The organism is Pseudomonas sp. GD04019, assembly GCF_029837695.1.
GTDB lineage: Bacteria > Pseudomonadota > Gammaproteobacteria > Pseudomonadales > Pseudomonadaceae > Aquipseudomonas.
Genome location: NZ_JAOEEA010000010.1, coordinates 56334 through 74671 on the forward strand (window position 1 = coordinate 56334; position 18338 = coordinate 74671).

The 18338-nt window shown below is 63.0% G+C and carries 13 protein-coding genes; 6 read left to right on the forward strand and 7 right to left on the reverse strand.

The window, feature by feature from the left end; translation table 11 throughout:
- Window positions 1-7: 7 nt before the first annotated feature.
- Complete coding sequence (locus tag N7607_RS16475) at window positions 8-1450, reverse strand: HDOD domain-containing protein (RefSeq protein ID WP_279865997.1); 1443 nt, start codon at window positions 1448-1450, stop codon at window positions 8-10.
- Between the two features lie 190 nt (window positions 1451-1640).
- On the opposite strand from N7607_RS16475, the gene N7607_RS16480 reads away from it, so the two are divergent.
- The 6 genes from N7607_RS16480 to fabI are packed head-to-tail and all read left to right on the forward strand — an operon-like array spanning window position 1641 to window position 9827.
- Complete coding sequence (locus N7607_RS16480; protein WP_279865998.1) at window positions 1641-3470, forward strand: extracellular solute-binding protein; 1830 nt, start codon at window positions 1641-1643, stop codon at window positions 3468-3470.
- 35 nt (window positions 3471-3505) lie between these two features.
- Complete coding sequence (locus N7607_RS16485; RefSeq protein ID WP_279866126.1) at window positions 3506-5290, forward strand: extracellular solute-binding protein; 1785 nt, start codon at window positions 3506-3508, stop codon at window positions 5288-5290.
- Complete coding sequence (locus N7607_RS16490; protein WP_279865999.1) at window positions 5290-6375, forward strand: microcin C ABC transporter permease YejB; 1086 nt, start codon at window positions 5290-5292, stop codon at window positions 6373-6375. The genes N7607_RS16485 and N7607_RS16490 overlap by 1 nt, the downstream gene beginning before the upstream one ends.
- A 2-nt stretch (window positions 6376-6377) precedes the next feature.
- Entirely contained in the window at window positions 6378-7397 is a 1020-nt protein-coding gene (locus N7607_RS16495) for an ABC transporter permease (RefSeq protein WP_279866000.1), read from the forward strand.
- Between the two features lies 1 nt (window position 7398).
- Window positions 7399-9012: an ABC transporter ATP-binding protein gene (locus tag N7607_RS16500; protein WP_279866002.1), complete on the forward strand. Its 1614-nt coding sequence runs from the start codon at window positions 7399-7401 to the stop codon at window positions 9010-9012.
- Between the two features lie 20 nt (window positions 9013-9032).
- A complete protein-coding gene (gene fabI, locus N7607_RS16505) occupies window positions 9033-9827 on the forward strand; it encodes an enoyl-ACP reductase FabI (protein ID WP_279866003.1) in 795 nt (264 codons plus the stop codon).
- Between the two features lie 87 nt (window positions 9828-9914).
- Here the strand turns inward: fabI and N7607_RS16510 are convergent, their stop codons facing one another.
- From N7607_RS16510 to tig, 6 genes are all read right to left on the reverse strand, one after another.
- Window positions 9915-11768: a SurA N-terminal domain-containing protein gene (locus N7607_RS16510; protein ID WP_279866004.1), complete on the reverse strand. Its 1854-nt coding sequence runs from the start codon at window positions 11766-11768 to the stop codon at window positions 9915-9917.
- Window positions 11769-11944: 176 nt separating this feature from the next.
- Window positions 11945-12217, reverse strand: coding sequence for a nucleoid-associated protein HU-beta (hupB, locus tag N7607_RS16515; RefSeq protein WP_003087931.1), 273 nt, complete (start codon window positions 12215-12217; stop codon window positions 11945-11947).
- 135 nt (window positions 12218-12352) lie between these two features.
- Entirely contained in the window at window positions 12353-14749 is a 2397-nt protein-coding gene (lon, locus tag N7607_RS16520; RefSeq protein ID WP_279866005.1) for an endopeptidase La, read from the reverse strand.
- A gap of 147 nt (window positions 14750-14896) precedes the next feature.
- Window positions 14897-16177 (reverse strand): ATP-dependent Clp protease ATP-binding subunit ClpX, encoded by a 1281-nt coding sequence (clpX, locus tag N7607_RS16525; protein ID WP_043306865.1) that lies wholly within the window; start codon window positions 16175-16177, stop codon window positions 14897-14899.
- A gap of 108 nt (window positions 16178-16285) precedes the next feature.
- Window positions 16286-16927 (reverse strand): ATP-dependent Clp endopeptidase proteolytic subunit ClpP, encoded by a 642-nt coding sequence (gene clpP, locus N7607_RS16530; RefSeq protein WP_137972667.1) that lies wholly within the window; start codon window positions 16925-16927, stop codon window positions 16286-16288.
- A gap of 92 nt (window positions 16928-17019) precedes the next feature.
- Window positions 17020-18330 (reverse strand): trigger factor, encoded by a 1311-nt coding sequence (gene tig / locus N7607_RS16535; RefSeq protein ID WP_279866006.1) that lies wholly within the window; start codon window positions 18328-18330, stop codon window positions 17020-17022.
- Between the last annotated feature and the right edge of the window lie 8 nt (window positions 18331-18338).

An 18338-nucleotide genomic window follows, 5' to 3' on the forward strand; every position in this document is an offset into this window, starting at 1 on the left:
CTTTTCGTCAGCGCTTGCTCAACACCTCCAGGCAGCGCCCGGTAAGCTGAGTGAAGCGCTGGAAGGCGACGAACTGCTCGTGCTTGAGCGCTCGCCCGGAAAGCCGGCTGTCGGCATACAGCACCCCGATCTCGCGGGTGCCGGCCAGCAGCGGGGCGATGAAGAACATGCCCTGGCCGAGCATCTGACGCATTGGCAGGGTCACCAGCTCGGCCAGGTTGTAGCTGGCCGGCACCCCCATCCACAGGGCCTCGCGGTTGCGCAGCGCGTAGCTGAAGATATGCGGCTGCTCGGCCTGCTTGGCCGGCAGCTGGAAGTTCGTCAGCCACTGCTCGGTACCCTCGCCCACCGCACGCTTGGCGCGGAAGGCGGTCTGCCCGTCGGCCAGCACCGCCAGCATCGCCCGCTCCAGCCCCGCGCCCTGGTGCAGGCCCTTGAGCAGGGTGTCGAGGATCAGGCCGACGTCGGCCTTCTGGTTGACCATCATGCCCAGGTCCTGCAACGCCTGCTGCATCACCAGCAGGTTCGGCTGCAACAGACGCGCCTTGCGCTCCTGCTGCTGCAGTTTGATCTGCTCCGGATCGGTGTTGGGAATCAACTTGCACAACTGGCTGGCGCCGAAGGTGGCCGCCACCTCGACCGCTTCCTGGGCGCTCTCCAGCACCTGCGTGAGCGCATCTTCGGCGCTGACGCCGGTGAACTCCGCCAGTTGCTCCACCAGCTTCTCCATCTCCGGCGAGTCCCAGCCTTCCAGCGCCGCCTCGCTGATCTTCACACCGAGGCTGATGGCGCGCACCGCCGGGTCGTGCTGGTTGCCGCTGCCATGGGCGAAGGTCGCCAGTTCGCCCAGGTTCCAACTCTTCACCAGGCCCTGGGTGAGCTGGCGGAAAGTGATCCCGAGCACCTGGCGCGCCGCGTCGTCCAGCTCAACTCCGGGCTGCTCCAGGGCGTCGGCCAACTCGTCAGCCTGCTCGCCGCCACAGGCCCAGAAGGCCAGCTCGCCGACCGTGTGCAGCAGCGCGGCGATGAACACCTCTTCCTGATTCTTGGTCAGCACGTAGCCGGCGATGTTGCGCGCCTGCACGGCGGCGTGGAACGAACGCGCCAGAAGCATCTGTAACTGCTCGCGCGGCACCCGGGTGAGCAGGCTGTCGATCAGGCTGACCGACATGCCGATCAGGCGCACGTTGTCGAAACCGATCAGCACGATGGCTCGCGAGATGGTGCGGATGCTTTCCTGTGAGGGGTTGTAGTAGACGCTGTTACCGACCCGCAGCACCTTGGAGGTGAGCGAGGCGTCACGCAGCAGCACGTCGGCCAGCTGCTGTACCGAGGCCTTGTCGGCCTGCGACAGGCGATGCAGGTCCTGCACCACGGCGGCGAGAGCAGGCAATTCGGCCTGATTCAAACGGTCTATCCATGCCTGTAACCCGATACTGCGTTCCGCCAAGGCAGCGACCTCTTTGCAATTTGTTTCAGTGTAATCAAATTGATGGCACACGCCCTGAAAAAGGCACTCTTTTTCCAGCGGATACAAGCTGTTACTGTACCCAGCAGACAAACAAACGATGGCCAGGCGCGGGTTTCAACTCGTTCCTGAACCCATGGTCAGAAAGCCCCATGGACCGGACCCCCGCCCGATGCGACCCTTGCTCTCGCTGATTCTCGGCCTGGCCATGAGCTTTCCCGCCTTCGCAACCCTCAGCGAAAGCCATGGTTACGCCCAGTTCGGCATGCTCAAGTACCCCGCCAGCTTCACCCACTTCGACTGGGTCAACCCCGACGCGCCCAAGGGCGGCACGCTGCGGGTCATGGCCTATGGCACGTTCGACACCCTCAACCCTTATAGTTTCAAGGGCAGTAGCCCGTCGGCGGCGCCCAACTTCCTGCAGTACGGGGTCAGCGAGTTCAACGAACCGCTGATGGTCGGCACCGGTCCCTACGACCCCTCGGGCGACGAGCCAGCCTCCAGCTACGGGCTGATCGCCAAGAGTGTCGAGTACAGCGAGGACCGCAGCTGGGTGGTGTTCAACCTGCGCAAGGAAGCCCGCTTCCATGACGGCCAGCCGATCACTGCCTTCGACGTCGCCTTCACCTACCGCACCCTGGTCAAGGACGGGCACCCGCAGTACCGCACCACGCTGCAGGAAGTGCAGCGGGTCGACATCCTCAACCGCCACCGCATCCGCTTCGTGTTCAAGCGCGCCGGCAACCCGCTGCTGATCCTGCGCCTGGGCGAGCTGCCGGTAATGGCCCAGCACTACTGGAAGAAACGCGACTTCAAGGCCACCAGTTTCGATGTGCCAATGGGCAGCGGCCCCTACCGCATCACCCGGGTGGAGCCAGGGCGGCGCCTGGTGTTCGAGCGGGTCAAGGACTGGTGGGGCGAGAAACTGGCGGTCAACCGCGGCAAGTACAACTTCGACCGGGTCGAGGTAGAGTTCTACCGCGACAGCAGCGTGGCCTTCGAGGCGTTCAAGGCCGGCGAGTTCGACTTCTACATCGAGCACCAGGCGAAGAACTGGGCCAACGCCTACCGCTTCCCCGCCATCGCCCGTGGCGAGGTGATCCGCGCCGAGATCCCGCACCAGATTCCCACCCAGACCCAGGCGCTGTTCATGAACAGTCGCCGCGACATCTTCGCCGCGCGCAAGGTGCGTGAGGCCCTGGGCCTGATGTTCGACTTCGAGTGGACCAACCGCGCCCTGTTCAACAGCGCCTACAAGCGCAGCCCGAGCTACTACCCCAACAGCGAGTTCGCCGCCAGCGGCAAGCCGGAAGGCCAGGAATGGCTGCTACTGTCGCCCTATCGCAAGCAGCTGCAGGCCAAGCTGTTCACCCAATCGTTCGCCCTGTCCGCCACCGATGGCCGCGGCATTCCTCGCGAGACCCTGCGCAAGGCGCTGGGTCTGCTCGCCGAAGCCGGCTGGAAACCTTCCGGCCAGCATCTGGTCAACGCCAAGGGCGAGCGCTTGCGCTTCGAGATCCTGCTGGTCAACCCCAACCTGGAACGCATTCTCCAGCCCTACACCGAGAACCTTGCCAGCATCGGCATTCAGGCCGACCTGCGCACCGTGGACCGTGCCCAGTACAAACAGCGCCTCGACCAGTTCGACTACGACATGATCCTCATGACCCTGCCGCAGAGCCTCAGTCCCGGCCTGGAACAATGGCTGTACTTCCACTCCAGCCAGGCCGGCGTGAAAGGCGGCAAGAACTACGCAGGCGTGCGCCACCCGGTGGTCGACGCCCTGCTCGACAAACTGCTCGCCGCGCAGACCCGCGAGGAGCAGGTGGCCGCCACCAAGGCCCTGGACCGGGTTCTGCTCTGGCAGCACTACAGCATTCCCAACTGGTACATCAATCACCATCGCCTGGCGTACCGTAACCGGTTCGCCTTCGTCACCACCCCGCCCTACACCCTGGGGCTGCGGGCCTGGTGGCTGAAGCCCACGGAGACCGTTCGATGAGCCCTACCCTGCGCACCCTCGGCGCCGCCCTGCTGATGCTGGCCGGCGCGGCCCAGGCCGAACCGCGACACGCCATCACCCTCTACGACGAGCCCCCCAAGTACCCGGCGGACTTCAAGCACTTCGACTACGTCAATCCGGATGCGCCCAAGGGCGGCATCCTGCGTCAACCGGGTACAGGCGGCTTCGACAGCTTCAATCCCTTTATCCCCAAAGGCAACGCGGCGGGCATCGGCCTGATCTATGACAGCCTGACCTACCACTCGCCTGACGAACCCTTCACCGAATACGGCCTGCTCGCCGAGAAGATCGACAAGGCGCCGGACAACAGCTACGTACGCTTCATCCTCAACCCCAAGGCCCGCTTCCACGACGGCACCCCGGTAACCGCGGACGACGTGATCTTTACCTTCAACATCCTGCTGGAGAAGGGCGATCCCATGTACCGCCACTATTACGCCGACGTGGCGCAGGTGGTAGCCGAGGACAAGCTGAAGGTACGCTTCGACTTCAAGCACAAGGACAACCGCGAGCTGCCGTTGATCCTCGGCCAGATCCAGGTGCTGCCCAAGCACTGGTGGGCCACCCGCGACTTTGGCAAGGGCGGCCTGGAGCCGCCGCTGGGTAGCGGCCCCTATCAGATAGGCAAGGTCTCGCCGGGCAGCTCGGTGCGCTTCGAGCGGGTCAAGGACTGGTGGGCCAAGGATCTGCCGGTGAGCCGCGGCCTATACAACTTCGATACTATCCAAGTCGACTACTACCGTGACACCCAGGTGGCGCTGGAGGCCTTCAAGGCCGGCCAGTTCGACGTCAACCTGGAGTACTCGGCCAAGGACTGGAACACCGGCTACGACTGCCCGGCCTTGCGCGACGGCAAGTTCACTATGCAGGCCATCCCCAACCATAACCCGGCCGGCATGCAGGGCTATGTGTTCAATCTGCGCCGGCCCATGTTCCAGGACCGCCGGGTGCGCGAGGCGATCGCCCAGCTGTTCGACTTCGAATGGGCCAGCAAGCAGCTGTTCTACGGCGCCTACAAGCGCACGCACAGCTACTTCGAAAATTCCGAGATGGCCGCCACCGGCCTGCCTTCCGAGGCCGAGCTGAAGCTGCTGGAGCCGCTGCGCGACAAGCTGCCACCGGAGGTCTTCACCCAGGAGTTCAAGCCGCCGGTCAGCGATGGCAGCGGCATCATCCGCGAGCAGAGCCGCCGCGCCTTCCAACTGCTCACCGAGGCGGGCTACCGCATCGAGAACGACAAGATGATCGGCCCGGACGGCAAGCAGTTGGTTTTCGAGTTCCTCAACTTCCAGCCCAACCTGGAGCGGGTGATCCTGCCCTTCAAGCGCAACCTGGCCGAGTTGGGCATCGACCTGCAGATCCGTCGGGTCGATACCTCGCAGTACATCAACCGCCTGCGCTCGCGCGACTTCGACATGACCTCGGCGATCTGGCCGCAGTCCAGCTCCCCCGGCAACGAGCAGCGCGAGTTCTGGCACTCCGCCAGCGCCGACAACCCCGGCAGTCGCAACCTGATGGGCCTGCGTGATCCGGCCATCGACCAACTGGTGGAGGGACTGATCCGCTCCGACTCGCGCGAATCACTGATCACTCATGCCCGCGCCCTGGACCGCGCCCTGCTCTGGGGGCATTACGTGGTACCCAACTACTACGTGGACACCTGGCGCGTGGCCTACTGGCAGCGCTTCGGCCGCCCCAAGGTCGTCCCGCTGTATGACTACGGCCTGATGAGCTGGTGGGAAGAGAAACCGCTGCACGTCGCCCAGCCCAAACCCGCCGTCGAGCAGGAAGCCCAGTAATGCTGGCCTATATCCTTCGCCGCCTGCTGCTGATCATCCCCACCCTGCTCGGTATCCTGCTGATCAACTTCATCATCGTCCAGGCCGCTCCCGGCGGCCCGGTGGAGCAGATGATCGCCAAGCTGGAAGGCTTCGATGCTGCCTCCGGCGGTGCCACCGCACGGGTTTCCGGCGGCGGCGGCGAAGTCGCCGTGGCCGGCTCCAACTATCGCGGCGGCCAGGGCCTGGACCCGGAGCTGGTGGCCGAGATCGAGAAGATGTACGGCTTCGACAAGTCCGCCCCCGAACGCTTCTGGCTGATGATCAGCAATTACGCCCAGTTGAACTTCGGCGAGAGCTTCTTCCGCGATGCCACGGTGATCGAGCTGATCCTGGAGAAGATGCCGGTCTCCATCTCCCTGGGGCTGTGGGGCACGCTGATCACCTACCTGATCTCCATACCCTTAGGGATAGCCAAGGCCACCCGTCACGGCAGCGCCTTCGATATCTGGACCAGCTCGGCGATCATCATCGGCTACGCCATCCCCGCCTTCCTCTTCGCCATCCTCCTGATCGTGCTGTTCGCCGGTGGCAGCTACTGGGACTGGTTCCCCTTGCGTGGGCTGACCTCGGGCAACTTCGACGAACTCAGCCTGGGCGGCAAGATCCTCGACTACTTCTGGCACCTGGCCCTGCCAGTGACGGCCCTGGTGATCGGCAACTTCGCCACCCTCACCCTGTTGACCAAGAACAGCTTCCTCGACGAGATCGGCAAGCAGTACGTGACCACCGCCCGCGCCAAGGGCCTGACCGACAGCCGCGTGCTCTACGGTCACGTATTCCGAAACGCCATGCTGATCGTGGTGGCCGGCTTCCCGGCGGCGGTGCTGGGCATCTTCTTCGCCGGCTCCATGCTGATCGAGGTGATCTTCTCCCTCGACGGCCTCGGACTGCTGGGCTTCGAATCCATCGTCAACCGTGACTATCCGGTAGTGTTCGGCACCCTGTTCATCTTTTCCCTGTTCGGCCTGGTGGCCAAGCTGGTGAGCGACCTGATGTACACCCTGATCGACCCACGCATCGACTTCGAAAGCCGGGAGAACTAAGCATGGCGCTCTCCCCCCTCAATCAACGCCGCCTCGCCCTGTTCAAGTCGCACAAGCGTGGCTGGTGGTCGCTGTGGCTGTTCCTCATCCTGTTCGTGCTCAGCCTGGGCGCCGAGCTGATCGCCAACGACAAACCGCTGGCAGTGCGCTACGACGGCGAATGGTACTTCCCGGTGGTCAAGCGCTACCCGGAGACCACCTTCGGCGGCGAGTTCCCGCTGCAGGCCAACTACAAGAGCCCCTACATCCAGGAGCTGATCACGGCGAAGGATGGCTGGATGCTCTGGCCGCCGATCCCCTTCAGCTACTCCAGCATCAACTACGAACTGCAGGTGCCGGCGCCCGCGCCGCCCTCGGCGCAGAACTGGCTGGGCACCGACGATCAGGGCCGCGATGTACTGGCCCGGGTGATCTACGGCTTCCGCGTATCGGTGCTGTTCGCCCTGGCGCTGACCCTGGCCAGCTCGGTGATCGGCGTATTCGCCGGCGCCCTGCAGGGCTACTACGGCGGCTGGGTCGACCTGGCCGGCCAGCGCTTCCTGGAAGTCTGGTCCGGCCTGCCGGTGCTCTACCTGCTGATCATCCTGGCCAGCTTCGTCCAGCCCAACTTCTGGTGGCTGCTGGGCATCATGCTGCTGTTCTCCTGGATGAGCCTGGTCGACGTGGTACGCGCCGAATTCCTCCGCGGCCGCAACCTGGAATACGTGCGTGCGGCCCGCGCGTTGGGCATGGGCAACGGCGGCATCATGTTCCACCACATCCTGCCCAACGCCATGGTCTCGACCATGACCTATATGCCCTTCATTCTCACGGGCGCCATCGGCACCCTGACCTCGCTGGACTTCCTCGGCTTCGGCCTTCCGGCCGGTGAGCCCTCGCTGGGCGAGCTGGTGGCCCAGGGCAAGGCCAACCTGCAGGCGCCCTGGCTGGGCATCAGCGCCTTCGCCGTGCTGGCCGTGATGCTCAGCCTGCTGGTGTTCATCGGCGAAGCCGCCCGCGATGCCTTCGACCCGAGGAAATGAGATGACCGATTCGAACAACCTCATCGAAGTGCGCGACCTGGCCGTCGAGTTCGTCACCGGCAACCAGGCCGTGCGGGTGATCGAAAGCATCAGCTTCGACATCCGCAAGGGCGAGACCCTGGCCCTGGTCGGCGAGAGTGGCTCGGGCAAGTCGGTCACCGCCCATTCGATCCTGCGCCTGCTGCCCTACCCGCTGGCCCGCCACCCGGCCGGCAGCATCCAGTACGGCGGCCAGGACCTGCTCAAGCTGGCCCCGGACAAGCTGCGCGGCATTCGCGGCAACCGCATCGCCATGGTGTTCCAGGAGCCGATGACCTCGCTCAACCCGCTGCACAGCATCGGCAAGCAGATCGGCGAGGTGCTGGCCTGGCACAAGGGCCTGACCGGCGACGCCGCCCAGGCGCGGATCATCGAGCTGCTGGAGCTGGTCGGCATCCCCGAGCCGGCCAAGCGCCTCAAGGCCTATCCGCACGAATTGTCCGGCGGCCAGCGTCAGCGGGTGATGATCGCCATGGCCCTGGCCAACGAGCCGGAGCTGCTGATCGCCGACGAGCCGACCACCGCGCTGGACGTCACCGTGCAGCTGAAGATCCTCGACCTGCTCAAGGATCTGCAGGCGCGCCTGGGCATGGCCATGCTGCTGATCACCCACGATCTCAACCTGGTGCGGCGAATTGCCCATCGTGTATGTGTCATGCAGCGCGGTTGCATCGTCGAACAGGCGTCGTGTGACGAATTGTTCCGCGCTCCGCAGCATCCCTATACCCGGGAACTGCTCGGCGCCGAGCCCAGCGGCATGCCTGCGGCCAACCCCGCCGGCGCGCCGCTGCTGGAAGTGGACGACCTGCGCGTGTGGTTCCCGATCAAGAAAGGGTTGCTGCGGCGCACGGTGGACCATGTGAAGGCGGTGGACGGTATCGATTTCAGCCTGCTGCAGGGCCAGACCCTGGGCATAGTCGGCGAGAGCGGTTCCGGCAAGTCCACCCTCGGCATGGCGATCCTGCGGCTGCTGAGCAGCCAGGGCGCCATCCGCTTCCAGGGCCAGGCGCTGGATGGGTTGTCGCAACAGGCCGTAAGGCCGCTGCGGCGGCAGATGCAGGTGGTCTTCCAGGACCCCTTCGGCAGTCTCAGCCCACGCATGTGCGTGAGCCAGATCGTCGGCGAGGGCCTGCGTATCCACGGTATCGGCAGCGAAGAGGAGCAGGAACAGGCCGTCATCGACGCGCTCAAGGAGGTAGGGCTGGATCCGGAGACCCGGTTCCGCTATCCCCATGAGTTTTCCGGCGGGCAACGGCAGCGGATTGCCATTGCCCGGGCACTGGTGCTGAAACCGGCGCTGATACTGCTGGACGAGCCCACTTCGGCGCTCGACCGCACGGTACAGCGCCAGGTGGTGGAACTGCTGCGCTCGTTGCAGGCCAAGTACAACCTGACGTACCTGTTCATCAGCCACGACCTGGCGGTGGTCAGGGCCCTGAGCCACCAGCTGATGGTGGTGAAACAGGGCAAGGTGGTTGAACAGGGGCCGGCCGAGCAGGTATTCGCCGCGCCACAGCACCCTTATACCCAGCAGTTGCTGGAGGCCGCGTTCATGGCTCCTGCAACCGCCGACTAACTGAAAGAGGAATGACGCACATGGGTTTTCTCGCCGGTAAGCGCGTACTGATCGTTGGCGTGGCCAGCAAACTGTCGATCGCCTCGGGCATCGCCGCCGCCATGCACCGCGAGGGCGCCGAGCTCGCCTTCACCTACCAGAACGACAAGCTCAAGGGCCGCGTCGAAGAGTTCGCCGCTGGCTGGGGCTCCAACCCCGAGCTGTGCTTCCCCTGCGACGTGGCCAATGACGAGGAGATCGCCAAGGTCTTCGAGGAACTGAGCAAAAAGTGGGATGGCCTGGACTGCATCGTTCACTCCGTCGGCTTCGCCCCTGGCGACCAGTTGGATGGTGACTTCACCGCCGTCACCACCCGCGAAGGCTTCAAGATCGCCCATGACATCAGCGCCTACAGCCTGGTGGCCCTGGCCAAGGCCGGTCGCGAGCTGATGCAGGGCCGCAACGGCAGCATCCTCACCCTCTCCTACCTGGGCGCCGAGCGCACCATGCCCAACTACAACGTGATGGGCATGGCCAAGGCCAGCCTGGAGGCCGGCGTACGTTACCTGGCCGGCAGCCTTGGCCCGGAAGGCACTCGCGTCAACGCCATCTCCGCCGGCCCGATCCGCACCCTGGCCGCCAGCGGTATCAAGAGCTTCCGCAAGATGCTCGCCGCCAACGAGAAGCAGACCCCGCTGCGCCGCAACGTGACCATCGAGGAAGTCGGCAATGCTGGCGCCTTCCTCTGCTCCGACCTGGCCTCGGGCATCAGTGGCGAAATCCTCTATGTCGACGGCGGCTTCAACACCACCGCGATGGGCGCCATCGAAGACTGATGCGATAGCCGGAAACGAAAAAGGCCGCTTTTTCAGCGGCCTTTTTTCTTGGGCGTCTCCCACCACGAGGGCGGGAGATCCTGTAACTCAGAAGCGCTCGATATCGGCCTCTGCCTGCAACTGCTGGCGATAGGCGGCGAAGTCCTGCTGGCCGGTACGCGAGGCCAGGAAGCGACGGTAGCTGACCTTTTCTTCCTCGCTCAGCTCGGCCTTGGCCTGGCCAACGCCGTCGAGACGCAGCACCACGTAGTCACCATTGCTCAGGCTGACACCGGCATAGGTCGGCTTGCCGTCTTCACCCGGCTTGGCCATGCGGAACAGCGCCTGCAGCACAACCGGCTCGACGCCTTCCTGGCTGCGGGTAGCGGCCTGCACCACTTTCCAGTCCTTGCCAGCGTCGCCCTTGCGCAGATCGGCCATCAGCGCCTCGCCGTTAGCCTTGGCCGCTTCACCGGCCTTCTTGCGCGCCAGGGTGTCACGAATACCGGCGGTGACTTCCTCCAGCGGCAGCTGCGCCGGCTTCTTGTGTTCCTTCACGCGCACCACGACCACGGTGTCCGGATCCAACTCGATGGCGCTACTGCTGCGCCCGTCTTCCAACACTTCCGGGCTGAAGGCAGCCTGCACCACCTGCCGGTTGGCGGCGATACCCTCGCCACCCTCACGACCGAAGGCACCGCTGGTCTGCACCTGCAGCTGCAGCTCTTCGGCCGGCTGCGACAGATCGGACGCCTCGTAGCTAGCCTCTTCCAGTTCCTTGGCCACCTCGACGAAGCGCTGCTCGACCTGCTGCGCCTTGACGTCGCGCTCCAGCTTGTCCTTGAGGCTGGCGAAGCTCGGCACCTCAGGCGCCTGCACGTCCAGCAGCTTGACCAGATGCCAGCCGAATGCGCTGCGCACGGGCGCGGATACTTCGTCCTTCTTCAGCGCGTACAGCGCCTTCTCGAACTCGGGGTCGTACACGCCCGGACCGGCGAAGCCCAGATCGCCACCGTTGCTGGCGGAGCCCGGGTCTTGGGAGACTTCCTTGGCCAGCTTGGCGAAGTCCTCGCCCTGCTTCAGGCGTGCGGTCACTTCGTCGAGCTTGGCCTTGGCCTGCTCGTCGCTCAGCTTGTCGTTCACTTCCAGCAAGATGTGCGCGCCACGACGCTGCTCGGCCAGGTTGGCGATTTCTTTCTTGTAGAGCTCCTGCAGTTCTTCGTCGCTGGCCTTGGCCTCGGCGAAGAAGCGCTCCTTCTTCAGCTCGACATACTCGACCACGACCTGCTCGGTGCTCATGAACTGATCGGCGTGCTCGTCGTAGTAAGCCTTGATCTCTTCATCCTTCAGCTCGACGGCCTTGGCATCGGCGGCGATGGTCCGGGTGGCGAAGTCGCGGGTCTGCTTGTCCAGACGCACGAAGGCCTGCAGCTCGGCGTCGGTGACGAAGTTGCTGGCGGCCAGAGTGGCCTGCAGCTGGCTGACCAGCACGTCCTGGCGCAGGCGCTCGCGGAACTGCATGCGACTCATGCCCTGCTGCTGCAGGATCTGGTCGAAGCGTGCCGAATCGAACTTGCCCTCGACCTGGAAGGCCGGGGTCTGCAGGATCAACTGATCCAGCGAGGTCTCGGAGAAGCCCATGCCGGCTTCCTTGGCGCCTTGCAGCAGCAGGGTGCGGTCGATCAGATTATCGAGGGCAGCCTTGCGCAGCAGGTTGTCGTCCAGCAGCGAGGCGTCGAAATCCTTGCCGAATTGCTGGATCAGCTGGCGACGCTGCATTTCCACCGCCGCGTTGAGGCTGTCCAGGCTGATCTCTTCGCCATTGACCTCGGCGGCATTGCGGCTGTTGCTGGTGGACTGGAGGATGGCCTCGAAGCCGGTGAACGCCATCAACATGACGATCAGACCGACGATGGTCTTGGCGATCCAGCCCTGGGAATTGTCCCTGATGTTCTGCAGCATGCTTCCCCCGAAACGGCTGCACTGAACGAACAGCGAATGCAGCGCGGGTATTGAATCCGGATAAAAGAAAGGCGCATCCGAGGATGCGCCTTCTCATAACTGATGGAGCGGATGGGATTCCGCTCCGCACCGAACCGGGCTGACCCGGTACGGCGGGGCAAAGCCCAGAGAGACGCTTAGTTGACGGCGTCTTTCAGAGCTTTACCAGCTTTGAAGCCAGGGATCTTGGCAGCGGCGATCTTGATCGGCTTGCCAGTCTGCGGGTTGCGGCCGGTACGGGCAGCGCGTTCTTTGACAGCGAAAGTACCGAAGCCAACCAGCACCACGGAATCACCAGCCTTCAGAGCGCCAGTGACGGATTCGATCACTGCGTCCAGCGCGCGGCCAGCAACAGCTTTCGGGATATCAGCGGATGCGGCGATGGCATCAATCAGTTCCGACTTGTTCACTCTTAAGTCCCCTTATTTCTGTTGAGTTGTTTCTTAGTTGTTTGGTGTAAGCAAAGCGGGTGCTGAAGGGCCTGCCGACACATAGGAGCCGCTTTATAACAAGGGCTCGAAAATAGTGTCAAGGAAGCCTTCGGCCTAATGCGTGCTGATTCGCTCCTTGGAATCAGTCTCGCGCGTATCATCCTTTGCAACCATCTCGGGAGCCGCATCGGGCAAGGGCTCCGGGGCGTATTGCAGCGCAATTTGCAGGACCTCGTCAATCCATTTAACCGGCTTAATGGTCAGGTCTTGCTTAATATTTTCGGGAATTTCCTTGAGATCGCGAACATTCTCTTCCGGAATGATCACAGTCTTGATTCCACCCCGATGGGCAGCCAGTAATTTCTCCTTGAGACCGCCAATGGCCAGTACCTGACCACGCAGGGTGATCTCCCCAGTCATGGCCACATCGGCGCGCACGGGAATCTGCGTCAAGGCCGAAACCAAGGCCGTGCACAGACCGATACCGGCACTGGGACCGTCCTTGGGCGTGGCACCCTCCGGCATGTGGATATGCACGTCGCGCTTCTCATGGAAATCCAGGGGAATGCCCAGGCTCTTGGCCCGGCTGCGCACCACGGTCAGCGCAGCGGTCATGGACTCGGCCATCACGTCACCCAGCGAGCCGGTCTTGATCAGCTGGCCCTTGCCCGGCACCACGGCAGTTTCGATGGTCAGCAATTCACCACCGACCTGGGTCCAGGCCAGGCCCGTGACCTGGCCGATCTGGTCCTGCTGCTCGGCCAGGCCGTGGCGATAGCGGCGCACGCCGAGGAAGTGCTCCAGCGAGTCCGACGTCACCAAGACCTTGATGCGTTTCTCCTTGGCGTGCTCCTTGACCGCCTTGCGGCAGACCTTGGAAATCTGCCGCTCCAGGCTACGCACGCCCGCCTCGCGAGTGTAGTAGCGAATGATGTCGCGAATCGCGGCATCCTCGAACTCCAGCTCGCCCTTCTTCAGGCCGTTGGCCAGCACCTGCTTGGGTGTCAGGTACTTGATGGCGATATTGACCTTCTCGTCCTCGGTGTAACCCGGCAGACGGATGACTTCCATGCGGTCCAGCAGCGGACCGGGAATATTCATGGAGTTGGCGGTGCAGATGAACATCACGTCCGAGAGGTCGTAATCGACCTCCAGGTAATGGTCGTTGAAGCTGTGGTTCTGCTCCGGATCCAGCACCTCGAGCAGCGCCGAGGCGGGATCGCCACGCATGTCGCTGCCCATCTTGTCGATCTCGTCGAGCAGGAATAGCGGGTTGCGCACGCCGACCTTGGTCAGCTTCTGGATCAGACGACCAGGCATGGAGCCGATGTAGGTACGGCGGTGGCCGCGGATCTCGGCTTCGTCACGCACGCCACCCAGGGCCATGCGCACGAACTTACGATTGGTGGCACGCGCAATGGACTCGGCCAGCGAGGTCTTGCCCACGCCGGGCGGACCGACCAGGCAGAGCACCGGCCCCTTGAGCTTCTTCACCCGCTTCTGCACGGCGAGATACTCAAGGATGCGCTCCTTCACCTCCTCCAGACCGAAGTGATCGGCTTCGAGGATATCCTCGGCCTTGGTCAGATCGAGGCGCACCTTGCTCTCGGCCTTCCACGGCACGTTGGTCAGCCAGTCGATGTAGGAGCGCACCACGGTGGCTTCCGCCGACATCGGCGACATCTGCTTGAGCTTGTTCAGCTCGGCATTGGCCTTGGTCAGCGCCTCTTTGGTAAGGCCGGCGTTATCGATGCGCTTCTTCAGCTCGTCGATCTCGTTGTGGCCTTCGTCGATGTCGCCCAGCTCCTTCTGAATGGCCTTCATCTGCTCATTCAGGTAGTACTCACGCTGGCTGCGCTCCATCTGTTTCTTGACCCGGCCACGGATGCGCTTCTCGACCTGGAGCAGGTCGATCTCGGCATCCAGCAACGCCAACACGTGCTCGACGCGCTCGGCCAGGCTGGTGATCTCGAGGATTTCCTGCTTCTGCTCGATCTTCAGCACCATGTGCGCGGCCATGGTATCGACCAGGCGCGCCGGATCATCGATGCTGTTCAGCGATGACAGCACCTCGGCCGGCACCTTCTTGCCCAGCTGCACGTACTGTTCGAACTGGCTGAGCAGGCTGCGGGTAAAGACTTCCGACTCGCGCTCGGCTGCTTCGCTCTCGTCGAGCAACTGCACCTCGGCGCGGCAATGGCCATCCACCTCGATGAACTTCTGCACGCAGCCGCGCTGCTCACCCTCGACCAGCACCTTGACCGTACCATCCGGCAACTTGAGCAGCTGCAGCACGGTGGCCACGGTGCCCATGCGATACAGCGCCTCTTCGCCTGGATCATCGTCTGCCGGGTTGCGCTGCGCCAGCAGGAGGATCTGCTTGTCGCCGGCCATGGCGGCCTCCAGGGCCTCGATGGACTTCTCGCGACCGACGAACAGCGGGATGACCATGTGCGGATAGACCACGACATCACGCAGCGGCAGGAGAGGCAATTCGATGGTTGTCTTCATGATTTCAGCTCTACGGCGGCCATTCGGCCGTAAACGGACGGGAGTACCCTTGGCCCTAAGATGGGGCCGCCCCTGGGAAAAAACAAGCGAGAAAGGCGGAAAAGCAAAGGGCCCCGTAGGGCCCCTTGTTTCAACGGTTTACAGACGTCAGGCGTCCGGCGCGGCCTTGGCCGGCGGCTCGCTATTCTCGTAGATCAGCAGCGGCTTGGAACTGCCTTCGATCACGCTCTCGTCGATCACCACCTTGCTGACATCGCTCTGCGAGGGGATCTCGTACATGGTGTCGAGCAACACGCCTTCAAGAATCGAACGCAGACCACGGGCACCGGTCTTGCGCTCCAGCGCACGGTGGGCCACAGCCTTCAGCGCGTCGGCACGGAACTCCAAGTCCACGCCCTCCATCTCGAACAGCTTGGCGTACTGCTTGGTCAGTGCGTTCTTCGGCTCGGTGAGAATCTGCATCAGCGCAGCCTCGTCGAGTTCGTCGAGAGTAGCGATAACCGGCAGGCGACCGACGAATTCCGGAATAAGACCGAACTTCACCAGATCATCCGGCTCGACCTCACGCAGCGCCTCGCCGACTTTCTTGCCCAGGTCCGGGCTGCGTACTTCGGCGTTGAAACCGATGCCGCCCTTGGTGGAGCGGGCCTGAATGACCTTCTCCAGACCGGCGAATGCACCACCGCAGATGAACAGGATGTTGCGCGTATCGACCTGCAGGAATTCCTGCTGCGGATGCTTGCGACCACCCTGGGGCGGAACCGAAGCGACGGTACCTTCGATCAGCTTCAGCAGTGCCTGCTGCACGCCCTCGCCCGAGACGTCACGGGTGATGGACGGGTTGTCCGACTTGCGCGAGATCTTGTCGATTTCGTCGATGTAGACAATGCCCATCTGGGCCTTTTCCACATCGTAATCGCACTTCTGCAGCAGCTTCTGGATAATGTTCTCGACGTCCTCACCCACGTAACCGGCTTCGGTCAGGGTGGTAGCGTCGGCAATGGTGAACGGCACGTTGAGCAGACGAGCCAGCGTCTCGGCCAGCAGAGTCTTGCCCGAACCGGTCGGACCGATCAGCAGGATGTTGCTCTTGCCCAGTTCGACATCATCTTTCTTGTCGCGCTGGTTCAGACGCTTGTAATGGTTGTATACGGCAACGGAAAGCACCTTCTTGGCGCGCTCCTGACCGATCACGTACTGATCGAGGATGCCGCTGATTTCCTTGGGCGCGGGCAACTTGTGCGCGCTGCTCTCGGCCTGGGCTTCCTGCACCTCCTCGCGGATGATGTCATTGCACAGGTCGACGCACTCGTCGCAGATAAAGACGGAGGGACCGGCGATCAGCTTGCGCACTTCGTGCTGGCTTTTGCCGCAGAAGGAGCAGTAGAGCAGCTTGCCGTTGTCCTCGCCGTTGCGGGTGTCAGTCATTCGATCGATCCAATACGGTAGGCATGAAACACAAGATGAAGGCAATTGCAGGCATTTTCAACCCTGCAGGACGGCCGGATACCCCGGCCGTTGCGCTGAAACACCGAATCAGACAGCCAGCTGACGCTTGTTCAGAACCTGATCGATAAGGCCATATTTGACCGCTTCGTCGCCGCTCATGAAGTTGTCGCGGTCGGTGTCCTTGGCGATCACGTCGATCGGCTGCTTGCAGTGGTCGGCCAAGATTTTGTTCAGGCGTTCGCGGATAGTGAGGATTTCACGGGCGTGAATCTCGATATCCGAAGCCTGGCCCTGGAAGCCACCCAGCGGCTGGTGAATCATCATGCGCGAGTGCGGTAGGCAGTAACGCTTGCCGGCGGCACCGCCAGCCAGCAGCAGCGCGCCCATGCTGCAGGCCTGACCGATGCAGATGGTGGACACGTCGGGCTTGATGAACTGCATGGTGTCGTAGATCGACATGCCGGCAGTCACCGAACCGCCCGGCGAGTTGATGTACAGGTGGATGTCCTTGTCCGGATTCTCGGCTTCGAGGAACAGCAGCTGGGCCACGACCAGGTTGGCCATGTAGTCCTCGACCTGGCCGACCATGAAGATCACTCGCTCCTTAAGCAGGCGGGAGTAGATGTCATAGGCGCGTTCGCCACGGGCGGACTGCTCGATCACCATCGGCACGAGGCCGCCGGCGGCTTGGATGTCAGGCATGGTGTTCATGAAAGAGTTGTGCGACATGTCTAGCGATCTCTCCCTAATAGTCATGTCTCTAAAGACGCATAAGCCAGCGCGAAGGCTGGCTTATGGTTGTGCTCGAACGAGGCGAGGGATCAGGCTGCTTGCGGGGCTTCCGCCGGCTTGACCGCTTCTTCGTAGGAGACCGCTTTATCGGTCACGCTGGCCTTCTGCAGGACAGTATCTACAACTTGTTCTTCCAGTACAACCGAACGCACTTCGTTCAGCTGCTGGTCGTTCTTGTAGTACCAGGCCACAACCTGCTGCGGCTCCTGATAAGCCGAGGCCATTTCCTCGATCAGCTCGCGAACGCGGGCTTCGTCGGCCTTCAGCTCGCCCTGCTTGACCACTTCGGCGACGATCAGGCCCAGCACCACGCGGCGCTTGGCTTGTTCTTCAAACAGCTCGGCCGGCAGCTGGTCAGGCTTGATGTTGCCACCGAACTGCTGAACGGCCTGCACGCGCAGACGGTTCACTTCGTTGCCGATCAGGGATTTCGGCACTTCGACCGGGTTGGCGGCCAGCAGGCCTTCCATGACCTGGTTCTTCACCTTGGACTTGATGGCCTGACGCAGTTCGCGGTCCATGTTCTTGCGCACTTCGGCGCGGAAGCCTTCCAGGCCGCTTTCCTTGACGCCGAACAGGGCGAAGAAGTCGTCGTTCAGTTCCGGCAGCTGCGGAGCGGAAACGCTGTTGACGGTCACGGTGAACTCGGCGGTCTTACCGGCCAGGTCCAGGTTCTGGTAGTCAGCCGGGAAGGTCGGATTGATTACGCGCTCTTCGCCAGCCTTGACGCCGACCAGGGCATCTTCGAAGCCCGGGATCATGCGGCCGGAGCCCAGCACCAGCGGAGTGCCCTTGGCGCTGCCGCCAGCGAAGGCTTCGCCGTCGATCTTGCCAACGAAGTCGATGTTCAGCTGGTCGCCATTCTCGGCGGCACGCTCGACGGCTTCGAAGCGGGTGTTCTGCTTGCGCAGGATTTCCAGCATGTTGTCGACGTCGGCGTCGGTCACGTCAGCCTGGAGGCGCTCGACGGCGATGCCATCGAACCCAGCCAGCTTGATTTCCGGGAACACTTCGAAAGTGGCGACGTACTCGAGGTCCTTGCCCTTCTCGAAGATCTTCGGCTCGACGGACGGAGCACCAGCCGGATTCAGCTTCTGCTCGACGATGGCTTCGTAGAAGGTGGCCTGGATCAGGTCGCCCAGGGCTTCCTGGCGGGCGCTGTCTTCATAGCGCTGACGGATGACGTTCATCGGCACTTTGCCGGGACGGAAACCAGCCACCTTGGCACGACGGGCAGTCTGTTGCAGACGCTTGGTCACTTCGGTCTCGATGCGCTCGGCAGGCACGCCGATGGTCATGCGGCGCTCAAGAGCGGAGGTGCTTTCAACAGAAACTTGCATGGATATTC